Source organism: Nocardioides sp. NPDC054178 (assembly GCF_055585005.1).
This window is the reverse complement of sequence record NZ_JBVJKY010000009.1, coordinates 273467-294314: the sequence shown is the minus strand read 5'-3', so window position 1 is coordinate 294314 and position 20848 is coordinate 273467. Positions and strand designations below refer to the sequence as shown.

The following is a 20848-nucleotide window of genomic DNA, read 5'->3' as shown; positions in this document are numbered from 1 at the left end:
TCATGGGGTCTAGACGGGTGTCTTCTCCGTCGCGGCCGCGGGCGGCGCGGCGTGGTCGTCGACCATGGTCGTCTCGTCGAACGGGTCCTGACCGTCCAGGACACGGTCGAGCTGGCGGTGGTCGATGGTCTTGGTCCAGTGGCCGACCAGGACGGTGGCGACCGAGTTGCCGGCGAAGTTCGTCAGCGCACGGGCCTCGGACATGAACCGGTCGATGCCCACGATGAGCCCGACCCCGTCGACCATCTCCGGGCGGTGGGACTGGAGCCCGCCGGCCAGGGTCGCCAGGCCCGCACCGGTCACACCGGCGGCGCCCTTGGAGGCGATCATCATGAACAGCAGCAGACCGATCTGCTCGCCGATGCTCAGCGGGTCACCCATCGCGTCCGCGATGAAGATCGAGGCCATCGTCAGGTAGATCGCGGTGCCGTCGAGGTTGAAGGAGTAGCCCGTGGGGACCACGACGCCGACGGTCGCCTTCTCGACACCGGCGTGCTCCATCTTCGCGATCAGGCGCGGCAGCGCGGACTCGGACGAGCTGGTGGAGAGGATCAGCAGGAACTCGCGGGCGAGGTACTTCAGCAGCTTGAAGAGGTTGACGCCGGTGGCCAGCTTGAGGATCGCGCCCAGGATGCCGAAGACGAAGATCGCACAGGTGACGTAGAAGGCGATCATGATGACCGCGAGGCTCTTCAGGGCGTCGATGCCGGTCTCCCCCACGACACCGGCGATGGCACCGAAGGCGCCGACCGGGGCGGCCCACATGATCATCGCGAGCACGCGGAAGATGAGGTTCTGGATCGCGGTGATCGCGTTGAGGATCGGCTTGCCCGACTCCCCCATCCGCTGCAGCGCGAAGCCGACCAGCAGTGCCACCAGCAGGGTCTGCAGCACGATGCCGGAGGTCAACGCCGAGAAGAGCGAGGTCGGGATGATGCTGAGCAGGAAGTCGGTCGTGCTCGCGTGCCCCTCCGAGGCAGCCTCCTGGCCCGCGCTGGACGCGTCCGTGCTGATCTGGAGGCCGGTGCCCGGGTCGATGATGTTGCCGACGATGACGCCGATCGCCAGGGCGACGGTGGACATCACGATGAAGTAGACCAGCGCCAGGCCACCGACCTTGCCGACCTTGGCCGCGTTGGCGACCGACCCGACGCCGATGACCAGGGTGCAGAAGATGATCGGCTGGATCATCATCTTGATCAGGTTCACGAACGCCGTGCCGATCGGCTTCAGCTCCACCGCGAACGACGGGGCGATCAACCCGACCAGGATGCCAAGGATCACCGCGGCTATCACCGCGATGTAGAGATAGTGGGTCCGGTCCTTCTTGGGTCTTGTCTCTGTGGTGGTCGTACTCATCGATCCTCCTGGTCCGCTGTGTCCTGCCCTCTGGGCAACTCGGGCAACTCTCCGGCAGAACGTGACGACCGTCACTGTTGTGTTCGTTGTGTTCGTGGCCGCCATCACAACGAGGCGACCGCGGTGGGTGAGAATGAGATCGTGTCCCGTGTCCACCCGTTCCGCCCCCGCGTCCTTCGCGATCGGCCGGTGGCGCAGCAGGTTCTGCTCCTCCAGTTCGGCACGGTGCTGCTGCTCGTCGTCACCGGCATCCTGATGGCCTCCTACGACGCCCAGCGCGACTCCTACAGCCGCGCCACCCAGCGCGCGGTGGCCGTCGCCCAGACCGTCGCCGACTCCCCCACCGTCCGTACGGCGCTGCGCGGCAAGGACCCGACGGCGACCCTGCAGCCCTGGACCGAGGAGGTACGCCGCGACACCGACACCGACTTCGTCGTCGTGATGGACCTGGACCGCACCCGCTACACCCACACCGACCCGCGCCAGATCGGCGGAAAGTTCGTCGGCGACCTCGGCGGCGCACCGCAGGGCAAGGTCTTCACCCAGCAGTACACCGGGACCCTCGGCCCCTCGGTCCGGTCGGTGGTGCCGGTCGAGGCCGGCGACGACGTCGTCGCGCTCGTCTCGGTCGGCATCACGGTCAGCGACATCAACCGCGGGCTCAAGCGCGACGTCGCGATCGTGCTGCTGTGCGGCGGGCTCGTGCTGGCCGCCGGACTCATCGGCGCCTGGCTGCTGAGCCGGCGCCTGCACCGGTTGACCCACGGCATGGGCGAGCGCGAGCTGGCCCGGATGTACGAGTACTACTCCGCCGTCCTCCACTCGGTCCGCGAGGGTCTGCTCCTGCTCGACGGGGAGGGGCGCGTGCAGCTGGTCAACGACGAGGCGCGGCGCCTGCTGGCGCTGCCGGACGACGTCATCGGCACCCCGATCGAGGACCTCGGCCTGGCTCCCGGGCTGGTCGCCGCCGCCCGCGGCCGCACCGCCGAGTCCGACGACCTCTACCTCGCCGGCGAGCGGATCCTCGTCGTCTCCTCGGCCCCGGCGCTGTGGGACGGCCGCGAGGTCGGCGCCGTGGTGACGCTGCGCGACCACACCGAGCTGCGCTCGGTGACCGGCGAGCTCGAGGTCGTACGTCGCCTCACCGAGTCGCTCCGCTCGCAGAACCACGAGGCCGCGAACCGGCTGCACACGGTGGTGTCCCTGATCGAGATGGGCCGGGAGGAGGACGCGGTCGAGTTCGCCACCGAGGAGCTCCAGGTCGCCCAGCTCCTCACCGACCGGGTCGTCGGCGCGGTGGAGGACCCGGTCGTCGCCGCCCTCCTGCTCGGCAAGTCGGCCGAGGCCGCCGAGCAGGGCGTCGAGTTCCGCATCGTGGGCGATGTGCCACCGGGCACCGGCATCCCGCCCCGCGACCTGGTGACGGTGCTGGGCAACCTCGTCGACAACGCCATCGATGCCGTCTCCGGCCGCGAGGCCCGCCAGGTCGAGGTCCACCTGACCGGTGACGACGACGCCCTCGTCGTCCGCGTGGGCGACAGCGGCCCGGGCCTGGACGACGCCGACGCGGCGCGCGTCCTCGACCGCGGCTGGACGACGAAGGCCGAGCCCGGCACCGGCCGTGGCCTGGGCCTCGCGCTGGTCGGCCAGATCGCCCGGCGTCATGGTGGCGAGGTCGCCATCGGCCGCTCCCATCTCGGCGGTGCGGAGTTCACCGTCACGCTCGCGACGGAGGTGGCGGCATGAGTGTGCGGGTGCTGGTCGTCGAGGACGAGGCGCTGGCTGCCGAGGCCCACGCGGCGTACGTGGGCCGGGTCTCGGGCTTCGCCCTGGCCGGGGTCGCGCGCTCGGCGCGCGAGGCGGTCCGCGCCCTCGACGCGGCTCGCGACGCGGGCACTCCGGTGGACCTGATCCTGCTCGACATGAACCTGCCCGACGGGCACGGGCTGGGGCTGCTCAGCAGGCTGCGGGCCGCCGGCCATTTGTGCGACGTGATAGCGGTGACGGCGGCGCGGGACACGAAGGTGGTGCGGCAGGCCGTCGTGCAGGGGGTCGTGCTCTACCTGCTCAAGCCGTTCACGTTTGCGACCTTCCGGGACAAGCTCGAGCAGTACGCCGACTACCGAGCCCGGCTGGACGCCGCCCCCGAGGAGGTCGTCCAGGACGAGGTCGACCAGCTCCTGGGGTCGCTGCGGCCCAGCGGGAGCACACCGCTGCCCAAGGGCATGAGCGCGGAGACGCTGCGGGCGGTGACGGCCGCGCTGCGCGAGGCCGAGCGCGACCTGTCCGCGAGCGAGGTCGCGGCGGTGGTGGGCGCGTCGCGGGTGACCGCGCGGCGCTACCTCGAGCATCTCGCCGACAAGGGCCTGGCCACCCGCGGGGTCCGCTACGGCCCTAGCGGCGGCCGCCCCGAGGTCGGCTACTCCTGGCTCTGAGCCGGACGACGGGCCCTAAATGGTTCGCGCCCGGGGTGTGCCGCCGGGCAGAGTCGGCCTCCATGACGAGCAGCGATCTGTGGACCCGCGACGACGCCGAGCGCTACGACGACCCCGACGACTGGGTCAACTCCGCCGAGGTGACCGGGCCGGTGGCCCGCTTCCTCGCCGGGCTCGCCGGCGACGGCCGCGCGCTCGAGCTCGCCATCGGGACGGGCCGGATCGGCGTACCGCTGCGGGAGCTGGGTGTGCCGGTCACCGGCATCGAGCTGTCCCAGCCCATGGTCGACGTCCTGCGGCGCAAGGTCACCGCGGAGCAGATCCCGGTCGTGGTCGGCGACATGGCCTCTGCCGAGGCGCCCGGGGTGGGGACGTACTCGTTGGTCTATCTGGTCTTCAACACGATCGGGAACCTGCGCACACAGGAGGAGCAGGTCGCCTGCTTCGCCAACGCCGCTCGCCATCTGGCGCCCGGTGGGCGCTTCCTGGTCGAGGTCGGCGTGCCCGGGCTGCGGCGGCTCCCGCCGGGCAGCCCGGCGATCCCGTTCGACGTCTCCCCCGCGCACCTCGGGTTCGACACCTATGACCTGGTCACCCAGCAGGCGATCTCACACCACTACACCCGGGAGGCCGACGGCCGCTTTCGCTACGGGCAGCACAACTTCCGGTTCGTGTGGCCCGCCGAGCTCGACCTGATGGCGCGGCTGGCCGGGATGACCCCGGAGGCGAGGTACGCCGGCTGGGACCGCTCCGTGTTCACCGGTGAGTCCACGAGTCACGTGTCGGTGTGGCGCAGGCCGGGGTAGCGCTGGAACTCCCAGGCCAGCCTGATCGCCTCGCGGACGGCTTCGGGAGCGGCGCGGTCGAGGTAGGCCTCGATCTTGTGGTGGGCCTCCATCCTCGGCGGGATCCCGAAGGCGTCGGGCCAGCGGTCGACCAGCTCCTCACGGCGCTCGATCGGGACCCGGACGAGCAGCGTGGTCGCGTCGAGGTGCCGGGCGACCAGGCGATCGTGGACGTACCAGCCGCGCGGCTTGAGGCGGCAGCCGTCCAGGGTCGCCACATAGGCGTCGACCTGATCCGGAGTCATGCCTTCGCAGCGTACGCCGCCCGCCACCGCTCCGCAGCCACCTGAGCAGCCTCGCTGATCAGCGCGGCCAGCTCGGGGCGGTCCGGGACCGGGAACGAGGTGTAGGCGCTGCGGCCGCCCTCGACCGGACGGCCGTAGGCCTTGGCCGCGAGGCGCCCGTCGGGCAGGAGACGTACGTTGAGGGTGCTGAGCCGGAAGACCACGTCGCGGCGGGTGTCCGTCCACTGCAGGGCCTCGGGGACGGCGACGTTGATCGCCAGGGCACTGACCTCGACCTCATCACTCGTCACGGCGCGAGTCTATTCGCGCCACAGCCCGATCTCCGCCGCGAAGCGGGCGGCGATGGACTCGATCACGCCACCGGTGGCGAGGAGCGCCCTGGTCTCCTCGGCGGACGCGCCACCGCTGTCGCACAGGTCCCGGAGCCTGGCCAGCTCGGGAGCCCGGGCCGGTTCGAGCTCGCGCCAGCGGGCGAGCGCCGCCTGCCGGTCGGTGGTCCAGGTGCCGTCGTGGACGCTGACCAGACCGGCCACGGCGAGAAGCGACTTGCGCGCGATCCGTCGGGAGAGGTCGCTCGGGTCCACGCGACCGAGGCCGGCGCGCCACCTGCGCAGCGAACGCTCGATGTCGCCGTTGAAGCCGCGGGCGGCACGAGCGTCCGCCGGGAACCCGGGCAGGTCGGCGCCCGGGTCGGGGCCGGCGAGATGGGCGCAGTAGTGGCGCAGGAAGACCCGGTTGCCGTAGGCCTCGTCGCCCTCGCCGAGGCAGTCGTCCGAGGAGACCGCGGCGATCTCGACGCCGCGGCAGAGCTCGGCGAACGCCGCCGACGCCTCGGCAGCGAGCGCGGCGGCCTCCGCGGCCGGAAGGCCGATCGTCAACAGATCGACGTCGGAGGTCGGCTCGGTGGCCGTGCCGTTGGCCACCGAGCCGTAGACGTGGACCGGCACCTGCGGCGGGACCCGCCCCAGGACGTACTCGAGGACCGGCTCGTACGCCGGCGGCACCCGGTCACGGCGTGCTCCGGTGACGATCAGACCCTCGGGGGTCACGCCCTCGCGCGGGTCTGCCATCGCGCTCAGGTGAGGCGGAGCGCCATCTTGGACTCCGTGCGCGGGTCGCCCTCGGGGAAGGGCTGCGTCTCGCCGGTGAGCTCGAAGCCCAGCCGCTCGTAGAGGCGGCGGCCGGACTCGTTGCCGTCGACGACCCACAGGGTCAGCACGGAGGCGCCGTCGCGACGCGCCCAGCCGGCGACGGCCAGGATCAGACCCTCGGCGAGACCGTGGCCACGCGCCTCGGGGGCGAGCCACATGTTGATCAGGTGGTGCTCGTCGTCGTGGATGATCCCGGCAGCGAGCCCCGAGGGCTTCTCGCCGAGCCAGGCGATGTAGGCCGCGCCGGACGCGGCCCACAGCCGCCAGCGCTCGTCGGGCCAGGTCACGACCTCTTCGTAGGAGGCCCAGAACGCCCGCGGGGTGTCCTGCAGAGCCGCGAGGCGCACCTTCTTGAGCGCCGGCCACTCGTCCTCGACGACGACACGGACCTCCGCCGTCGGGACCACCTTCTCAGGGGCCCCGACGCCGGGGATCGAGCTGGGTCGCTTCGGTGCGGGCACGGAATCAGGCGAGGTCGAGACCGGGGTACAGCGGGAACTTCGCGAGCAGCTCCGCCGCGGCGGCCTTGGTGTTGTCGGCGACGGAGTCCTCGATGGCGTAGGACGCCTTGGACGGGCCGCCGGCCTTGGTGGTGCCCGGGGTCGTCTTCGAGAGCACGTCGACGATGAGCTCGGCGACGCGGTCGAACTCGTCGGCGCCGAAGCCGCGGGTGGTCAGCGCCGGGGTGCCGAGGCGGATGCCCGAGGTGTACCAGGCGCCGTTCGGGTCGGACGGGACCGAGTTGCGGTTGGTGACCACGCCGGAGTCGAGCAGCGCCGACTCGGCCTGGCGGCCGGTGAGGCCGAAGCTGGTCACGTCCAGCAGGACGAGGTGGTTGTCGGTGCCGCCGGTGACGAGCTTGGCGCCGCGCTTGAGGAAGCCCTCGGCGAGCGACTTGGCGTTGTCGGCGACCTCCTGGGCGTAGACCTGGAAGCTCTCCTGCTTCGCCTCGGCGAACGCGACGGCCTTCGCGGCCATGACGTGGCTCAGCGGACCACCGAGCACCATCGGGCAGCCGCGGTCCACGCTCGGGGCGTACTCCTCGGTGGCCAGGATGAAGCCGCCGCGCGGGCCGCGGAGCGACTTGTGCGAGGTGCTCGTGACGACGTCGGCGTAGGGAACCGGGTTCTCCTCGCCCTGGAACACCTTGCCGGCGACGAGGCCGGCGAAGTGGGCCATGTCGACCATCAGGGTGGCGCCGACCTCGTCGGCGATCTCGCGCATCTTGGCGAAGTTCACCCGGCGCGGGTAGGCGGAGTAGCCGGCCACGATGATGAGCGGCTGGAACTCCTTGGCCTTGGCGCGCAGCGCGTCGTAGTCGAGCAGCCCGGTCTCGGGGTCGGTGCCGTACTGGTTCTGGTGGAACATCTTGCCGGAGATGTTGGGGCGGAAGCCGTGGGTGAGGTGGCCACCGGCGTCGAGCGACATGCCCAGCAGGCGCTGGTTGCCGAGCTCGGCGCGCAGCGTCTCCCAGTCGGCCTCGGAGAGCTCGTTCATGTTCTTGACGGCCATCTTCTCCAGCCACGGGCCCTCGACCCGGTGGGCGAGGATGGCCCAGTACGCCGTCAGGTTGGCGTCGATGCCGGAGTGCGGCTGCACGTAGGCGTACTCGGCGCCGAAGAGCTCGCGGGCGTGCTCGGCGGCGATCGACTCGACGGTGTCGACGTTCTGGCAGCCGGCGTAGAAGCGGTGACCGACGGTGCCCTCGGCGTACTTGTCGGAGAACCAGGTGCCCATCGTCATCAGCGTGGCGGGGCTCGCGTAGTTCTCGCTCGCGATCAGCTTGAGGCTGGCCCGCTGGTCGGCGAGCTCCTGCTTGGTCGCCTCGGCGATGCGGGGCTCCACGGAGGCGATGACCTCGAGGGCTTGGTTGTAGGCAGAACTCACAGTGCCTGAATTCACCGGGGCAGACAGATCGCTCATGGGTCACAGCCTAGTCAGCCGCGCGGACGAGAGCAGCATCGTGGTCACCCGGTGCGTTGCGTACGTCCTCTATCACCGCCCGCGGGAATGACTGACTGCTCAACCCGGTTAAGAGACCGTGACCAGATGGTGACCTCGGCCACACCGCCCGCGTGAACAAGCGTGAACGTCCCACATAACGGACCGATGTCTCATATATCGGGATTCCAGATTGCGTGGAGGCCGTCCGCTACCTGAGACTCCTTGACATGGTCACTGCTGCAACACATGCGCACCTCGTGGTTCGACGCCACGTGGACTATTGCCGCATCCGCAGCTCGATCTGTTGGCGCCACTGACGCCCAGCGCTCCGCATCCCCCCGCGTCGAGCCGCTGGCCCGCCGCCCGACAGACATCCCGGGCGCCCGCCGCGAGCACGTCCCTGCTCCGCCGTGCGTCCACGACCGACGCAAAGGTTTCTCTGACATGAGCGACAACCGGTTTCAGGCCAAGCGCGCCACCCGAACCGAGATCCCCCGGCCCAAGAAGGGTGAGGGTCAGTGGGCCCTCGGCTACACCGAGCCCCTGAACAAGAACGAGGAGTCGAAGAAGAACGACGACCCGCTCAACGTTCGCGACCGGATCCTCTACACCTACTCCAAGCGCGGGTTCGACTCGATCGACCCGGCCGACATGCGCGGCCGCTTCCGCTGGTTCGGGCTCTACACCCAGCGCAAGCCCGGGATCGACGGCGGCAAGACCGCCATCCTCGAGGAAGAGGAGCTCGACGACCGCTACTTCATGATGCGGGTCCGCTCCGACGGCAAGCTCCTCTCCCCTGCCGCGGTGCGCACGCTGGGTCAGATCAGCGTCGACTTCGCCCGGGACAGCGCCGACATCACCGACCGCGAGAACATCCAGTACCACTGGATCGAGATCGAGAACGTCCCGGAGATCTGGTCGCGCCTGGAGGAGGTCGGGCTGCACTCGACCGAGGCCTGCGGCGACTCCCCGCGGCCGTTCCTCGGCTCGCCGGTCGCCGGCGTCGCCGCCGACGAGATCATCGACGGCACCTCGGCGCTGCGCGAGATCGAGTCGCGCTACCTGGGCGACCCCGCCTTCTCGAACTTCCCGCGCAAGTTCAAGACCGCGCTGACCGGCCACCCCTCCCACGACGTGGCGCCCGAGATCAACGACATCGCCTTCGTCGGCACCGTCCACCCCGAGCACGGGCCGGGCTTCGACGTCTGGGTCGGCGGTGGCCTCTCTACCAACCCGCGCCTGGCCGAGAAGCTCGGCGTGTGGGTGCCGATCGACGAGGTCGCCGACGTGTGGGCCGGCGTGGCGGGCATCTTCCGTGACTACGGCTACCGCCGGCTGCGCTCGCGGGCCCGGCTGAAGTTCCTGGTCGCCGACTGGGGCAAGGAGAAGTTCCGCGAGGTCCTCGAGAACGAGTACCTCGAGCGTCAGCTCGTCTCCAACCCCTCCCCCGAGTCCCCTCTGGGCCACCGCGACCACGTCGGCATCCACGACCAGAAGGACGGCAAGAAGTACGTCGGCCTGGCACCGATCGCCGGACGCATCTCCGGCACTCACCTGGTCGAGCTCGCCGGCGTCCTGGAGAAGTTCGGCGTCGAGGGTGCTCGGCTCACGCCGTACCAGAAGATCGTGCTGATCGGCGTCGAGCCGGCGGTCGTCGAGGACCTGGTGGCCGACCTGGACGCGATCGGGTTCTCCGCCCGGCCCTCCAACTGGCGCCAGAACACGATGGCCTGCACCGGGATCGAGTTCTGCAAGCTCGCGATCGTGGACACCAAGGACCGTGCCCGCGACCTGATCGCCTCGCTCGAGTCGCGCTTCCCCGAGCTCGACGCCTCGATCACCGTCAACGTCAACGGCTGCCCCAACGCCTGCGCCCGGACCCAGGTCGCCGACATCGGGCTCAAGGGCCAGCTGGTCCTCGACGCGGACGGCAACCAGGTCGAGGGCTTCCAGGTGCACCTGGGCGGCGCGACCGGGCTGACCGCCAACTTCGGGCGCAAGCTGCGCGCGCACAAGGTCACCTCGGCCGGGCTCGACGACTACATCTCCGCCCTGGTGGTCAACTACCTGGCCGACCGGACCGAGGGCGAGACGTTCGCGGCCTGGACCGCACGGGCCGACGAGGTGCTGCTGCGCGGCGAGAAGACCCTGACGGAGGTGCCCGCATGAGCGAGCGCGCCGGCACCCCGTTCCACTGCCCGTTCTGCGGTGAGACCGACCTGTGGCCGCACGAGGCCACGCACGGGTCCTGGGAGTGCCGCGCCTGCCTGCGGGCCTTCCAGCTGAAGTCGCTGGGCCAGATCTCCCGGCCTGACAACTCTCGTCCTGAAATCTCTCGGAACGTCACGAAGGAGGCGCACGCATGAGCATCAGCACTGCAGCCGCCCGCGCCAACCGCGCGGTGGACACCGAGGGACGTACGCCCGAGGAGCTGCGCGAGATCGTCTCCCACTGGGGTGCGGAGCTCGAGCTCGCCCCGGCCGAGACGATCATCGAGTGGGCCGCCGCCACGTTCGGTGAGCGGTTCGCGATCACCTCCTCGATGGGTGACGCGGTCCTGGCCCACCTCGCCTCCAAGGTCGTCCCCGGGATCGACGTGGTCTTCCTCGACACCGGCTACCACTTCATCGAGACGATCGGCACCCGCGACGCCGTCGAGGCGACGATGCCGGTCAACCTCCTCACGATCACGCCGGTGCAGACCGTCGCGGAGCAGGACGCGGAGTACGGCAAGGACCTCTACCGCACCGACCCCGACCTGTGCTGCGCGCTGCGCAAGGTCAAGCCGCTGGCCGACTCGCTCGCCTCCTACGACGCCTGGGCCACCGGCCTGCGGCGCGCGGAGACGAAGAACCGGGTCATCGCCCCGGTCATCGGCTGGGACGCCAAGCGCCAGAAGGTCAAGGTCTCGCCGATGGCGCGATGGTCCGACGAGCAGGTCGAGCGATATATCGAGGACAACGGAGTGCTCGTGAACCCGCTCGTCTATGACGGGTATCCCTCGATCGGCTGCGCGCCGTGCACCCGCCGGGTCGCCCCCGGCGAGGACCCGCGCAGCGGGCGATGGGCCGGCACCGGCAAGACCGAGTGCGGCATCCACGCCTGACCACAGACTTTCCGACCTTTCCCCGCAACACCCGAAGGATGAAGACAATGGCAGCTCCCGCTCTGGTAGCCCTGGCTCACGGCAGCCGCGATCCGCAGTCCGCCGCAACCATCAACGCGCTCATTGCCGAGGTACGCGCCCTGCGCCCCGACCTCCGCATCGAAGCCGCCTTCCTCGACCACTCCCGGCCGCGTTTCCAGGCCGTCATCGACAAGCTGGTCAAGGCCGGCCACGACGAGATCGTCGTCGTGCCGTTGCTGCTGACCGAGGCGTTCCACGCCCGGGTCGACGTACCCTCAGTCATCGCCGAGGCCACCGCGCGCCACTCCGGCCTGCGCATCCACACCAGCGCGATCCTCGGCCTCGAGAGCGTCTTCCTGCAGGTGCTCGACGAGCGCCTGCGGGAGTCGCTGAAGTCGGCCCGGGTGCGCGAGCTCGACGCCCTGGTCCTGGCCGCCGCCGGCTCCTCGGACTCGCTGGCCAACCAGTCGGTGGCCCGCCTGGCCCGGATCTGGGGAGCCCACCACAAGCTGCCGGTCGTGGCCGCGTACGCCTCGGCTGCTCCGCCGGCCACCGGCGAGGCCGTCCGTGCCTTCCGCGCCGAGGGCCGCCGCCACATCGCCGTCGGCATGCTCTTCCTGGCCCCCGGGCAGCTGCCCGACCGCGCCAAGGAGCTCGCCCTCGAGGCCGGCGCCGTCGCGGTCAGCGACCCGATGGGCGCCCACCCCGAGGTGGCCCGCACCATCCTGGCCCGCTACGCCGTCGGCGCCGTCGAGCTCGTCCCGGTCTGACCCACCCCGCGCCGAGTCGGCGCATCTTGACATCAACCCCCGCCGAGTCGGCTCGTCATGACGAGCCGACTCGGCGGGGTTTTTGGTCAGGACGAGCCGACTCGGCGCGCTCTCAGGTGATCTGGTGGGTGAAGATGCGGTCGAGCTCGGCGGCGGCGTCGGCCGTGACGCCACCGTGGACGGGGCCGGGCTGCAGGACCGTGGACTTCGGGGCCTTGAGGAGGCCGAAGCGGGCCGACTCGTTGTGGGAGAGCGCCCGGATGCCGTACGCCGTGGCGCGCACGCCCGCGCCGAAGCCGGCGTGGGCGGCGCCGGCACAGATCAGGTCCACCGACTCCAGGGCCGCCCGCACGAGCGAGTGGTCGAGGCCGGGGGCGAAGGCGGCGAGGCGCTGCTCGTCGAGCGCCCACCGAGCGGCGAGGAACTTCTGCTCGGGGCAGTGCAGGACGACGCCGACGTTGAGGAACTCCTCGCGCTCGGGGCGGGGTACACAGCGGAGCACGACGTACTGGTAGGCGTCCATCACGCCTCCTGGGCCGGCTCGGCCACCGGCAGCCACGGGCGGCCGCCGTCGAGGCGGGCCCTCAGGAACGCGACGTAGCGCTCACGCAGCGACTCCGGGGTGTCGTAGCCGGGGACGGGCTCGAGCCACTCGTCGGGTACGTCGGCGAGCACCTTCTCCAGCACCGCGTCGTCGAGCCGCGTCGCGAGGTCGTCGTTCTGGGCGAGCGCCTCGTCCGCGTAGGCCCGCAGGACGTGCTCGGAGGTGTCGAACGGCTGCGCGGCGTAGCGCGCCGGGTCGCCGCCTCCGCCGGGCCAGACGTGGTGGAAGTAGAGCGAGGCGCCGTGGTCGATGACGTAGAGCGCGCCGTTCCACAGCAGCATGTTGGGATTGCGCCAGGAGCGGTCGACGTTGGCGATCAGCGCGTCCAGCCACAGGATCCGCCCGGCCAGCGACGGGTCGGGCTGGTAGGCGGCGTCGTAGCCGAACGCACCCGCCAGGAAGTCGATGCCGAGGTTGAGGCCGGCACTGACGTTGAGGAGGTCCTGGACCTCCTCGTCGGCCTCGTAGCGGGCGATCTCGGGATCGAGATCGAGCACGACCTGGTCGGGCGTCGGGATGTCGAGCGCCCGGCACAGACCGGTGACGATCACCTCCGCGACCAGCACCCGCAGCCCCTGCCCGGCGCCACGGAACTTGCAGACGTACGTGCCGAGGTCATCGGCCTCCACGATCCCGGGCAGGCTGCCGCCTTCCCGGAGCGGGGTCACATACCGCGTCACCCGCACCGTCTCCAGACTCACGAGATGGTGTCCTCTTTCAGTCGTCTCTTCTCCTCGGCGATGTCGAAGCGAGGCGCGGGCCAGCCCAGATCGAGCCGGTCCAGGGTCTCCAGGAGCAGCTCGCCGATGGCCAGGTTGCGATACCACTTCTTGTCGCTCGGCACGAGGTACCACGGAGCGTACTCGGTGTTGGTCCGCTCCAGCGCAATCTCGTACGCCCTCTGGTAGTCGTGCCACAGCTGACGCTCGTCGATGTCGCCGGGGCTGTACTTCCAGTGCTTGGTCGGGTCTTCGAGGCGGGCCAGGAGCCGCTTCTTCTGCTCCTTGGGCGAGATGTGCAGCATGCACTTGAGGATGACGGTGCGGTCGTCGGCGAGCCGCTTCTCGAAGTCGTTGATGGCGGCGTAGCGCCGTTCGATCTCCTCGGGGGCGGCAAGCCCGCGGACGCGGCCGATCAGCACGTCCTCGTAGTGGGAACGGTCGAAGACTCCCAGGTAGCCGGGTTCGGGCACCGCCTTCTCGATCCGCCACAGGAAGTCCTGGGCCCGCTCCTCCTCCGTCGGTGCCTTGAAGCTGGTGATCTTCACGCCGACGGGGTCGACCAGCCCGACGGTGTGCTTGAGCACGCCACCCTTGCCGGAGGTGTCCATCCCCTGCAGGACGAGCAGCACCCGCCGGGGGTCGTCGCTCTCCTTGGAGGCGAACAGCTTGGTCTGCAGCTCGAGCAGCGTCGGGCCGAGCTCGGCGAGCACCTGCTTGCCGGTCTCCTTGTCGGCGCCGACGCCCGGCGCGGAGTTGGTGTCGTACTTCCGCAGGTCCACCGCTCCGGTCGGCAGCCGCAGCTCCTCAAGAAGGCTCATGTCCTGACCATAGGTGCCGCCGGGCGTGACGTCAGCCGAGTACGCGACGAAGATCGAGCGAGCAGCCGACCATCGTGGTCGTCGAGCCATCGGGCTGGGGCTCGTCAAACCAGGTGCCCTGCTCGAACCCGACCTTGGCCAGCATCCGCAGCGAGGCGGCGTTGCGGTGGTCGGGGGCCGCGAAACAGGCCGTCGCGCCGGGGTAGCGGCGCGGGATCGAGGTCAGCCAGACCCAGGCCATCCGCGGCCCGATCCCCCGGCCCACGAAGGCCGGCTCCCCGATCGCGTAGTCGAAGCCGATCGCGTCCGGGTCGGGGGTGAGCAGCGCGTAGTCGGGCTCGTCGCTGATCCGGTAGTCCTGGCAGAAGCCGACCGAGCGCCCGTTGACCTCGATCACCCAGAACGTCACGGTGGTCTTGCCGTCGATGTCGGGCCCGTAGTTCTCCCTCACCCACTCGGGCGTCGGCTCGCCGTCGACGGCGTACCAGCGGTGAACGTGCTCGGCGTTGAGCCAGCGGATCAGGTGGGGCAGGTCGCCGCGGGTCATCGGCCGCAGCGCCACCACCGGCATCGGGTCGGAGGAGAACTCCTTCACCTCACCGGAGAGGTCCACGGCGTACGCAGGCCGCCCGGCGATCCTCGTCGCCGCCGATGCCCAGCTCTCCCCCGGGCGCGTCACGCCGCCGAGACGGTGGGTCCCGGTGTGGACGGCGACCGGCGTGAACATGCACCCAGGCTAGCCGTGAGGAGTCAGTGGGCCTGGCCGCCACGGCGGTCGACGAGCGGCGGCTGGGAGGACCACGGGAAGTCGATCCAGCGGTCGGTCTTCTTGTAGACGTAGTCGGCGTTGATCACCGTCCACGGCTTCTCGAAGATCACCGCCGTGCGGGCCTCGGCCACGTGGCCCTCGCAGAAGTCGTGGACGATCTCCAGGGTCTTGCCCGTGTCGGCGACGTCGTCGGCGATGAGCACCTTCATCCCGGTCAGGTCGACGGCGGCGGGGGTCGGCGGGAGCATGATCGGGACGTCGAGACGCTCGTTGATGCCGGTGTAGAACTCCACGTTGACCGCGGACAGGTTCTTCACGTCGAGGGCGTAGCCCAGGCCCATCCCGAGGGCCAGGCCGCCGCGGGCGATGGAGAGCACGATGTCGGGCTCGTAGCCGCTGTCGACGACCTTCTGGGCGATTTCGCGCACTGCGGTGCCGAAGAGGTCGTAGGTCAGGATCTCGCGCTCTTGCTGCTCACTCACAGATCGGATTCTGACACGAGACCGTCGCCACCATCGTCATCGGCCAGAGCGAGCTCCTCGCGGACGATGCCGTAGGCCACACCGGCGCCGTATCCCTTGCGGGCGAGCATCGCGACCAGACGCCGGGTCTTGGTCTGGTCGTCGAAGCGCTCCAGGGAGCGCAGCTTGCGCCGGACCATCCGCCGGCCGGCCTCACGCTCGTCGTCCGGATCGATCTCGTCGAGCGCGTCACGGGCCACGTCGTCGTCGATGCCCTTGCGGCGCAGCTCTTGGGCCAGGGCGCGTCGGGCCAGGCCCTTTCCGGGCTGTCGGCTGGCGATCCAGGCTCTGGCGAAGGCCTCGTCATCGATCAGGCCGACCTCTTCGAAGCGGTCCAGCAGCTGGGTCGCGAGGGCCGCCGGAACCTCCTTCTTCTCCAGCTTGTCGGCGAGCTCCTTGCGGCTGCGCGCCTGGCCGGTCAGGGCGTCGAGAAGGATCTTGCGGGCGATCGCCTCGTGGTCGGGCTCGGGATCGTTCTTGGGGTCTGCTGGGTCTGCTGGGCGGGGGTTGCGCGAACGGGACCGTGTTGGCCTCGACACGCCGTCGCTCCTTCGTCGCGACGACGGCTCGACCGACGGGGGCGAGGGCTCGACCAGCGGGGTCTTGCCGGCCCAGGCTTCGACGCCGAGGGAAACGTCCCCCAGCCAGTCGGGCGCGGGTCGCTCGTCCACCCAGGGATCCTGGGTGGACGAGCGGTCACGCTTCGACGAAGCCACTGGTCAGACTGGTCTAGAAGTCCTCGACGCCGGCAGGCTCGGCGACGGGCGCCTCGCCGTCGGCCGGGGCGTCGACCGTCGGCACCACCCCGAGCTTCTCCAGGATCCGCTTCTCCAGCTCGTTGGCCAGATCCGGGTTGTCCTTGAGGAAGTTGCGGGAGTTCTCCTTGCCCTGACCGAGCTGGTCGCCCTCGTAGGTGTACCAAGCGCCGGCCTTGCGGACCAGGCCAGCCTCGACACCGACGTCGATCAGGCCACCCTCGCGGGAGATGCCCTTCCCGTACATGATGTCGAACTCCGCCTGCTTGAACGGCGGGGCCACCTTGTTCTTCACGACCTTGACGCGGGTGCGGTTGCCGACCATGTCGGTGCCGTCCTTGAGCGTCTCGATCCGGCGCACGTCGAGGCGCACCGAGGAGTAGAACTTCAGCGCGCGACCACCGGTCGTGGTCTCGGGCGAGCCGAACATCACGCCGATCTTCTCGCGCAGCTGGTTGATGAAGATCGCGGTGGTGCCGGAGTTGTTGAGCGCACCGGTCATCTTCCGCAGCGCCTGGCTCATCAGTCGAGCCTGGAGGCCGACGTGGCTGTCGCCCATCTCGCCCTCGATCTCGGCCCGGGGCACCAGCGCCGCGACGGAGTCGATGACGATCAGGTCGAGCGCACCCGAGCGGATCAGCATGTCGGCGATCTCCAGGGCCTGCTCACCCGAGTCGGGCTGGGAGACCAGCAGGGCGTCGGTGTCGACACCGAGGTTCTTCGCGTATTCCGGGTCGAGCGCGTGCTCCGCGTCGATGAAGGCCACGATGCCACCGGCGCGCTGCGCGCTGGCGACCGAGTGGAGGGCGACCGTCGTCTTACCCGAGGACTCCGGACCGTAGATCTCCACGACCCGCCCGCGGGGCAGACCGCCCAGGCCCAGCGCCACGTCGAGCGCGATCGAGCCGGTCGGGATCACCTCCAGCGGAGCCCGGGTCTCATCGCCCAGCCGCATGACCGAGCCCTTGCCGAACTGCCTCTCGATGTTGGCGAGAGCGGCGTCCAATGCCTTCTCGCGATCACCTGCCGCCATGTTCTTTCCTTCCTGAGGGGCAGACTTCTTCCCCTTGCCTGCCGCTTGTCCACGTGTCTTCGTCGTCATCAAGGCAGACGCTAGACGGGACCACCGACAGTTTTGAACGGGACCCTCTGGCACGGTGTTTCACGACCCGGTTTTTGCCTGGGCGATAGCACGAACCACGCTCCACCTACTACCACACACTAGCCCGAACAAGCGTTCGATGTGAACACCTGTTCGGGCGTGTCGAGGTCGCCGGATCCTCAGTGACCCTGCATCTCCACCTGCTCGGCCGCGTCCGGGCCGCCGCCGATCTCGTCAGCGATGGCGACCGACAGGCCACCGAGCATGAAGGCGATGATCACCGCCGCCAGAGCACCGCTGGAGAAGGCAGGAATGAAGCGGCGTACGCCCTCCTGGACCGGCTCCGCGCCGTGGTACTGGTGCGTGAGCGCATGTCCCTTGCCCCGCTGGAGCAGGTAGCGGTTGACCGGGAACGCCGCCACGAAGGCGACCGCGAGGGCAATCATCATCCCGACCCAGAACACGACGTTGACCAGCCCGGCGTCCATGGCCCCGGGGATGAGCGCCATGACCAGGTTGTCGACCAGCTCCATCGTCGCGATCGAGAGGGTGTCGGCGGCGAGCACGACGCTCAGCGCCGCACCGAGCGCCACACCCGACTTGAGCAGCGGCAGGGTCGAGAGGGCGTAGCCGAACACGAACGCCAGCGTGACGGCCAGGACGATCGTCCACCCCGTGCTGAGGCCGACCGCGGTGCCGATCATCAGCCCGGCGATCTCGCCGATCGCACACCCGGTGAGGCAGTGCAGCGTGGCGCTGGCGGCCATCGCGTTCACCCCGCCGTGCCCGGAATGCCCGGAGTGGTCGCCGTGACCCTGGTGACCCTCGTGCATCGAGTGCTGATGCCCGGCGTGGTCGTGTCCGGCGTGCACGTGCTCGTCATGCGACGTCATGTCGCTCCCTTGCTCGATCCGATCGGTGTTCCTACTCCTCAATTCATACCCCATGGGGGTATACGACCGCAAGAGATATCAGGTCGATGGCCCGCTTTGTCGAACCGTGAGCGACTCCCTAAGGTGTGCTGTGTGTGGACGGCGGCGCGACGCAGGCGGATGACCCGGGCGCTCGTGCGCGCCGGTCTGCTGACCGCGGCGATCGTCACGGTTGCCGGCCTGCTGGCCATGCATGCGCTGAGCCTCCACGGCACCGGCACCGACGGCGAGCACGGCACCATGAGCCTGCCCGCCGCCCACGTGGGGCACACCCACGCCCTCGACCACGCAGCCCACGACACCGCCGACTACACCGACGACGACACAGCCGACGACGCCGGACACCCCGGACACCCCGGCGGTGAGGGACGCACGGCGATGATGCTGTGCGCCGCGTTCCTGATCGCGGCGGGTGCGCTGCTGCTGAGCGCGCTGTGGCGGCGTACGCCTGCCTGGTGGTTCGCCCACTCCCACCTCCGGTCCCGGGCCACCGGGTCCACACCCTTCCGCACGCATCCCGCGACCGGCCCGCCGCCGGAGTGGGCGTTCTCCGTCATCAGGTGCTGAGCGGTCCTCTTCCATGGACCCCGAAAACAGCACGTGACAAGGAGAAACAACAGATGCGTACGCACCACCCCCTGATTCGCACGACCTGGGCGGCGGCCGGCCTGGCCCTGCTGCTGACGCTGTCCGCCTGTGGCGGCGGCGACGAGTCCGCGAAGCCCCAGGAGCTCTCGGAGACCGAGCACAACAAGGCCGACGTCGCCTTCGCGACCGACATGATCCAGCACCACGCCCAGGCGATGTCGATGGTCGACCTGACCATGGACCGCGACCTCGAGCCCGAGGTCCAGGAGCTGGCCGACGCGATCCGGGCGGCCCAGAGCCCGGAGATCGAGACCATGTCCGGCTGGCTCCAGGAGTGGGGCGAGGAGGTCCCCTCGACGATGCGCGACCACGTCAACGGCGGCCACGAGGGCCACGGTGACGAGGACGGCAGCATGTCCGACTCGATGGAGGGCATGGAGCACGACATGCCCGGGATGATGTCGGCCGAGGACATGGATGCCCTCGAGAAGGCCTCCGACGCCGAGTTCAGCGACCTGTGGCTGGAGATGATGATCGAGCACCACGAGGGCGCGGTCGAGATGTCCGAGACCGAGCAGGACGAGGGCCGGTTCAAGCCCGCCGTCGACCTGGCCGGGACGATCATCGAGTCGCAGTCGACCGAGATCGAGACGATGGAGAAGCTCCTCGGCTGAGGACGCCTCACGGGCAGGGCCGCCCAGCGGCCCTGCCCACCGGTGGGCTCCTCAGGCCGACCGACGGGCCACGTACGCAGCCCCGAACAGCACCACGACCAGCAGGATCGTGCCGAGCGCGAGCGCCGGATATCCGGCCAGGTCGACGACGACCCCCGAGACCGCCCCCGCGGCGGCAGCGGCGACGCCCATGATCAGGTCGGCGGTGCCCTGGACGTCGGCACGCACCTCGAGCGGGGTGTGGTCCGCGACCGAGGTGGCTGCCGCGATCGTGGCCAGCGACCAGCCGAGGCCGAGCAGGAAGAGCCCGACGAAGATCCGCCCAGAGCTGCCCTGCGGCGCCGCGGCGCACAGGACCAGGGACACCAGGAGCACCCCGCCGCCGAGCGCCATCACGTCGGCCCGGCCGACCCGGTCGGCGAGCCAGCCGGCGACCGGGGCGAAGGCGAACATGCCCAGGACGTGCCCGCTGATCACCAGCCCGATGATCTCCAGGCCCGCACCACCGTGCTCCATGTGGAGGGGCGTCATCACCATCACCGCCACCATCGTGGCGTGGGCCGCGGCCTGGCCCACGACCGCCGCCGCCAGCGCGGGGCGCTCCCGGATCACGGCCAGCGCCCGCCGCCAGCTCGTGCCCGACGCCTTTTCCGTGGCCGGTGCGCCCTCCCGGGCGACCAGGAGCGGGTCAGGTCGCAGGAAGACGCCGACCACCAGCGCGGCGGCCAGCATCCCCATGGCCCCGAGCGCGAACGGGCCGGTGAGGACCGGGATCCCGACGGCCTCGGAGAAGATCTCCGCGACGCCGGTCAGGTTGGGGCCGATCACCGCACCGAACGTCGTCGCCCAGACCACCACCGACAGCGCCCGCGCCCGGCTCCGGGCCGGCGCCAGGTCGGTGGCCGCGTAGCGAGCACCGTTGTTGGCCGCAGTGGTCGCCCCCAGCAGCACCGCGCCGACCAGCAGCAGCGCCATCGAACCGACCACGCCGGCCAGCACCGCCAGCAGCCCGCCGGCCGCCCCGAGCAGGTAGCCCGCCACCAGCCCGAACCGGCGCCCACGCACGTCCATCACCCGCCCCAGGACGTACGCAGCGACGGCGGCGCCGAGCACCTGGGTCGTCTGGGAGAGACCGGCCATCGACTCCGAGCCGGACAGGTCGCGCGCCAGCAGCGAGGCGGTCGCGATGCCGATCGTGATGCCCATCGCCCCGACCGCCTGGGTCGCGACCAGCGTGCGGATGGTGCGCTTCTGGACCGCGACGACCGAGGCCGGAGCGACCAGCGTCACCGCTCACGCGGTGGCAGCTCCAGGGCCTTCCAGACCGCGGCCCAGACCTCCTTGGGCGGAATCCCGTCGTCGAGCGCCTCCTGGGCGGTGCGCCCGCCCAGGTCACCCATGACGAACTGACGTGCCCACGCTCGTGCGTAGCCCGCGCCGAGCGCCTCATCCATCCGGGACCAGAACTCCGTGTGTCTCATCGACCC

The 20848-nt window shown here is 70.2% G+C and carries 25 protein-coding genes; 9 read left to right on the top strand and 16 right to left on the bottom strand.

Features of this window, described 5'->3' with window-relative positions; all coding sequences use genetic code 11:
- Positions 1–9 precede the first annotated feature (9 nt).
- Positions 10–1359 carry a cation:dicarboxylate symporter family transporter gene (locus tag ACZ6WN_RS27190; protein ID WP_465869217.1) on the bottom strand — a complete coding sequence of 450 codons (1350 nt, stop codon included), beginning with the start codon at positions 1357–1359 and terminating at the stop codon, positions 10–12.
- 123 nt (positions 1360–1482) lie between these two features.
- Here ACZ6WN_RS27190 and ACZ6WN_RS27185 point away from each other — a divergent pair, with 123 nt between their 5' ends.
- The 3 genes from ACZ6WN_RS27185 (at position 1483) to ACZ6WN_RS27175 (ending at position 4600) form a co-directional block, all read left to right on the top strand.
- Entirely contained in the window at positions 1483–3105 is a 1623-nt protein-coding gene (locus ACZ6WN_RS27185; protein WP_465869215.1) for a sensor histidine kinase, read from the top strand.
- A complete protein-coding gene (locus ACZ6WN_RS27180) occupies positions 3102–3794 on the top strand; it encodes a response regulator (RefSeq protein ID WP_465869213.1) in 693 nt (230 codons plus the stop codon). The genes ACZ6WN_RS27185 and ACZ6WN_RS27180 overlap by 4 nt, the downstream gene beginning before the upstream one ends.
- A gap of 62 nt (positions 3795–3856) precedes the next feature.
- Positions 3857–4600 (top strand): class I SAM-dependent DNA methyltransferase, encoded by a 744-nt coding sequence (locus ACZ6WN_RS27175; RefSeq protein ID WP_465869211.1) that lies wholly within the window; start codon positions 3857–3859, stop codon positions 4598–4600.
- Here ACZ6WN_RS27175 and ACZ6WN_RS27170 read toward each other — a convergent pair.
- The 5 genes from ACZ6WN_RS27170 to ACZ6WN_RS27150 are packed head-to-tail and all read right to left on the bottom strand — an operon-like array spanning position 4570 to position 7958.
- The gene (locus ACZ6WN_RS27170; RefSeq protein WP_465869209.1) at positions 4570–4884 is read right to left on the bottom strand and encodes a hypothetical protein; all 315 of its coding nucleotides are present in this window, start codon (positions 4882–4884) and stop codon (positions 4570–4572) included. The two genes, ACZ6WN_RS27175 and ACZ6WN_RS27170, sit on opposite strands and share 31 nt — an antisense overlap.
- Positions 4881–5174 (bottom strand): hypothetical protein, encoded by a 294-nt coding sequence (locus ACZ6WN_RS27165; RefSeq protein ID WP_465869207.1) that lies wholly within the window; start codon positions 5172–5174, stop codon positions 4881–4883. Before ACZ6WN_RS27165 ends, ACZ6WN_RS27170 begins: the two co-directional genes overlap by 4 nt.
- Before the next feature lie 9 nt (positions 5175–5183).
- The gene (locus tag ACZ6WN_RS27160; protein ID WP_465869205.1) at positions 5184–5954 is read right to left on the bottom strand and encodes a nucleotidyltransferase domain-containing protein; all 771 of its coding nucleotides are present in this window, start codon (positions 5952–5954) and stop codon (positions 5184–5186) included.
- Positions 5955–5959: 5 nt separating this feature from the next.
- On the bottom strand, positions 5960–6496 hold the full coding sequence (locus tag ACZ6WN_RS27155; protein ID WP_465869204.1) for a GNAT family N-acetyltransferase: 537 nt from the start codon (positions 6494–6496) through the stop codon (positions 5960–5962).
- A 4-nt stretch (positions 6497–6500) separates the two neighbouring features.
- Positions 6501–7958: a glycine hydroxymethyltransferase gene (locus ACZ6WN_RS27150; RefSeq protein WP_465869203.1), complete on the bottom strand. Its 1458-nt coding sequence runs from the start codon at positions 7956–7958 to the stop codon at positions 6501–6503.
- Between the two features lie 465 nt (positions 7959–8423).
- On the opposite strand from ACZ6WN_RS27150, the gene ACZ6WN_RS27145 reads away from it, so the two are divergent.
- Genes ACZ6WN_RS27145 through ACZ6WN_RS27130 form a run of 4 tightly spaced genes read left to right on the top strand, consistent with a single transcriptional unit; the run spans position 8424 to position 11876 of the window.
- Positions 8424–10148 carry a nitrite/sulfite reductase gene (locus ACZ6WN_RS27145; RefSeq protein WP_465869202.1) on the top strand — a complete coding sequence of 575 codons (1725 nt, stop codon included), beginning with the start codon at positions 8424–8426 and terminating at the stop codon, positions 10146–10148.
- Complete coding sequence (locus ACZ6WN_RS27140) at positions 10145–10345, top strand: hypothetical protein (protein ID WP_465869201.1); 201 nt, start codon at positions 10145–10147, stop codon at positions 10343–10345. The genes ACZ6WN_RS27145 and ACZ6WN_RS27140 overlap by 4 nt, the downstream gene beginning before the upstream one ends.
- Positions 10342–11085, top strand: a complete 744-nt coding sequence (locus tag ACZ6WN_RS27135) for a phosphoadenylyl-sulfate reductase (protein ID WP_465869200.1) — start codon at positions 10342–10344, stop codon at positions 11083–11085. The genes ACZ6WN_RS27140 and ACZ6WN_RS27135 overlap by 4 nt, the downstream gene beginning before the upstream one ends.
- Before the next feature lie 47 nt (positions 11086–11132).
- The gene (locus ACZ6WN_RS27130; protein ID WP_465869199.1) at positions 11133–11876 is read left to right on the top strand and encodes a sirohydrochlorin chelatase; all 744 of its coding nucleotides are present in this window, start codon (positions 11133–11135) and stop codon (positions 11874–11876) included.
- A 112-nt stretch (positions 11877–11988) separates the two neighbouring features.
- Here the strand turns inward: ACZ6WN_RS27130 and ACZ6WN_RS27125 are convergent, their stop codons facing one another.
- The 8 genes from ACZ6WN_RS27125 to ACZ6WN_RS27090 all read right to left on the bottom strand — a co-directional run bounded on the left by ACZ6WN_RS27125 (position 11989) and on the right by ACZ6WN_RS27090 (position 18060).
- A complete protein-coding gene (locus ACZ6WN_RS27125; protein WP_465869197.1) occupies positions 11989–12399 on the bottom strand; it encodes a DUF3037 domain-containing protein in 411 nt (136 codons plus the stop codon).
- Entirely contained in the window at positions 12399–13181 is a 783-nt protein-coding gene (locus ACZ6WN_RS27120; protein ID WP_465869196.1) for a HipA family kinase, read from the bottom strand. Before ACZ6WN_RS27120 ends, ACZ6WN_RS27125 begins: the two co-directional genes overlap by 1 nt.
- Complete coding sequence (locus tag ACZ6WN_RS27115; protein ID WP_465869195.1) at positions 13178–14020, bottom strand: PPK2 family polyphosphate kinase; 843 nt, start codon at positions 14018–14020, stop codon at positions 13178–13180. Before ACZ6WN_RS27115 ends, ACZ6WN_RS27120 begins: the two co-directional genes overlap by 4 nt.
- Positions 14021–14051: 31 nt before the next feature.
- Positions 14052–14747, bottom strand: coding sequence for a GNAT family N-acetyltransferase (locus tag ACZ6WN_RS27110; RefSeq protein WP_465869194.1), 696 nt, complete (start codon positions 14745–14747; stop codon positions 14052–14054).
- 23 nt (positions 14748–14770) lie between these two features.
- Complete coding sequence (locus tag ACZ6WN_RS27105; RefSeq protein WP_465869192.1) at positions 14771–15271, bottom strand: phosphoribosyltransferase; 501 nt, start codon at positions 15269–15271, stop codon at positions 14771–14773.
- Positions 15268–15981, bottom strand: coding sequence for a regulatory protein RecX (locus ACZ6WN_RS27100; protein ID WP_465869191.1), 714 nt, complete (start codon positions 15979–15981; stop codon positions 15268–15270). The genes ACZ6WN_RS27105 and ACZ6WN_RS27100 overlap by 4 nt, the downstream gene beginning before the upstream one ends.
- Before the next feature lie 58 nt (positions 15982–16039).
- Complete coding sequence (gene recA / locus ACZ6WN_RS27095) at positions 16040–17098, bottom strand: recombinase RecA (RefSeq protein WP_378685601.1); 1059 nt, start codon at positions 17096–17098, stop codon at positions 16040–16042.
- Between the two features lie 248 nt (positions 17099–17346).
- The gene (locus tag ACZ6WN_RS27090) at positions 17347–18060 is read right to left on the bottom strand and encodes a DUF4396 domain-containing protein (protein WP_465869189.1); all 714 of its coding nucleotides are present in this window, start codon (positions 18058–18060) and stop codon (positions 17347–17349) included.
- A 159-nt stretch (positions 18061–18219) separates the two neighbouring features.
- Between ACZ6WN_RS27090 and ACZ6WN_RS27085 the strand changes: the two genes are divergently transcribed.
- Both ACZ6WN_RS27085 and ACZ6WN_RS27080 read left to right on the top strand, forming a co-directional pair.
- Positions 18220–18666, top strand: a complete 447-nt coding sequence (locus ACZ6WN_RS27085) for a hypothetical protein (protein WP_465869187.1) — start codon at positions 18220–18222, stop codon at positions 18664–18666.
- Positions 18667–18719: 53 nt separating this feature from the next.
- Positions 18720–19361, top strand: coding sequence for a DUF305 domain-containing protein (locus ACZ6WN_RS27080; RefSeq protein ID WP_465869186.1), 642 nt, complete (start codon positions 18720–18722; stop codon positions 19359–19361).
- 51 nt (positions 19362–19412) lie between these two features.
- Here ACZ6WN_RS27080 and ACZ6WN_RS27075 read toward each other — a convergent pair whose 3' ends face one another.
- Both ACZ6WN_RS27075 and ACZ6WN_RS27070 read right to left on the bottom strand, forming a co-directional pair.
- Positions 19413–20651 carry an MFS transporter gene (locus ACZ6WN_RS27075; protein ID WP_465869184.1) on the bottom strand — a complete coding sequence of 413 codons (1239 nt, stop codon included), beginning with the start codon at positions 20649–20651 and terminating at the stop codon, positions 19413–19415.
- A complete protein-coding gene (locus ACZ6WN_RS27070; RefSeq protein WP_465869183.1) occupies positions 20648–20842 on the bottom strand; it encodes a DUF3046 domain-containing protein in 195 nt (64 codons plus the stop codon). The genes ACZ6WN_RS27075 and ACZ6WN_RS27070 overlap by 4 nt, the downstream gene beginning before the upstream one ends.
- Between the last annotated feature and the right edge of the window lie 6 nt (positions 20843–20848).

Excerpts from the sequence above, each read along its gene's own strand:
- ACZ6WN_RS27110 (WP_465869194.1), bottom strand. The coding sequence starts at position 14,747 with ATGTTCACGCCGGTCGCCGTCCACACCGGGACCCACCGTCTCGGCGGC.
- ACZ6WN_RS27175 (WP_465869211.1), top strand. The coding sequence starts at position 3,857 with ATGACGAGCAGCGATCTGTGGACCCGCGACGACGCCGAGCGCTACGAC.
- ACZ6WN_RS27150 (WP_465869203.1), bottom strand. The coding sequence starts at position 7,958 with ATGAGCGATCTGTCTGCCCCGGTGAATTCAGGCACTGTGAGTTCTGCC.
- ACZ6WN_RS27125 (WP_465869197.1), bottom strand. The coding sequence starts at position 12,399 with ATGGACGCCTACCAGTACGTCGTGCTCCGCTGTGTACCCCGCCCCGAG.
- ACZ6WN_RS27180 (WP_465869213.1), top strand. The coding sequence starts at position 3,102 with ATGAGTGTGCGGGTGCTGGTCGTCGAGGACGAGGCGCTGGCTGCCGAG.
- ACZ6WN_RS27170 (WP_465869209.1), bottom strand. The coding sequence starts at position 4,884 with ATGACTCCGGATCAGGTCGACGCCTATGTGGCGACCCTGGACGGCTGC.
- ACZ6WN_RS27190 (WP_465869217.1), bottom strand. The coding sequence starts at position 1,359 with ATGAGTACGACCACCACAGAGACAAGACCCAAGAAGGACCGGACCCAC.
- ACZ6WN_RS27135 (WP_465869200.1), top strand. The coding sequence starts at position 10,342 with ATGAGCATCAGCACTGCAGCCGCCCGCGCCAACCGCGCGGTGGACACC.
- recA (WP_378685601.1), bottom strand. The coding sequence starts at position 17,098 with ATGGCGGCAGGTGATCGCGAGAAGGCATTGGACGCCGCTCTCGCCAAC.
- ACZ6WN_RS27145 (WP_465869202.1), top strand. The coding sequence starts at position 8,424 with ATGAGCGACAACCGGTTTCAGGCCAAGCGCGCCACCCGAACCGAGATC.
- ACZ6WN_RS27090 (WP_465869189.1), bottom strand. The coding sequence starts at position 18,060 with ATGACGTCGCATGACGAGCACGTGCACGCCGGACACGACCACGCCGGG.
- ACZ6WN_RS27160 (WP_465869205.1), bottom strand. The coding sequence starts at position 5,954 with ATGGCAGACCCGCGCGAGGGCGTGACCCCCGAGGGTCTGATCGTCACC.
- ACZ6WN_RS27080 (WP_465869186.1), top strand. The coding sequence starts at position 18,720 with ATGCGTACGCACCACCCCCTGATTCGCACGACCTGGGCGGCGGCCGGC.
- ACZ6WN_RS27140 (WP_465869201.1), top strand. The coding sequence starts at position 10,145 with ATGAGCGAGCGCGCCGGCACCCCGTTCCACTGCCCGTTCTGCGGTGAG.
- ACZ6WN_RS27070 (WP_465869183.1), bottom strand. The coding sequence starts at position 20,842 with ATGAGACACACGGAGTTCTGGTCCCGGATGGATGAGGCGCTCGGCGCG.
- ACZ6WN_RS27130 (WP_465869199.1), top strand. The coding sequence starts at position 11,133 with ATGGCAGCTCCCGCTCTGGTAGCCCTGGCTCACGGCAGCCGCGATCCG.
- ACZ6WN_RS27115 (WP_465869195.1), bottom strand. The coding sequence starts at position 14,020 with ATGAGCCTTCTTGAGGAGCTGCGGCTGCCGACCGGAGCGGTGGACCTG.
- ACZ6WN_RS27085 (WP_465869187.1), top strand. The coding sequence starts at position 18,220 with ATGACCCGGGCGCTCGTGCGCGCCGGTCTGCTGACCGCGGCGATCGTC.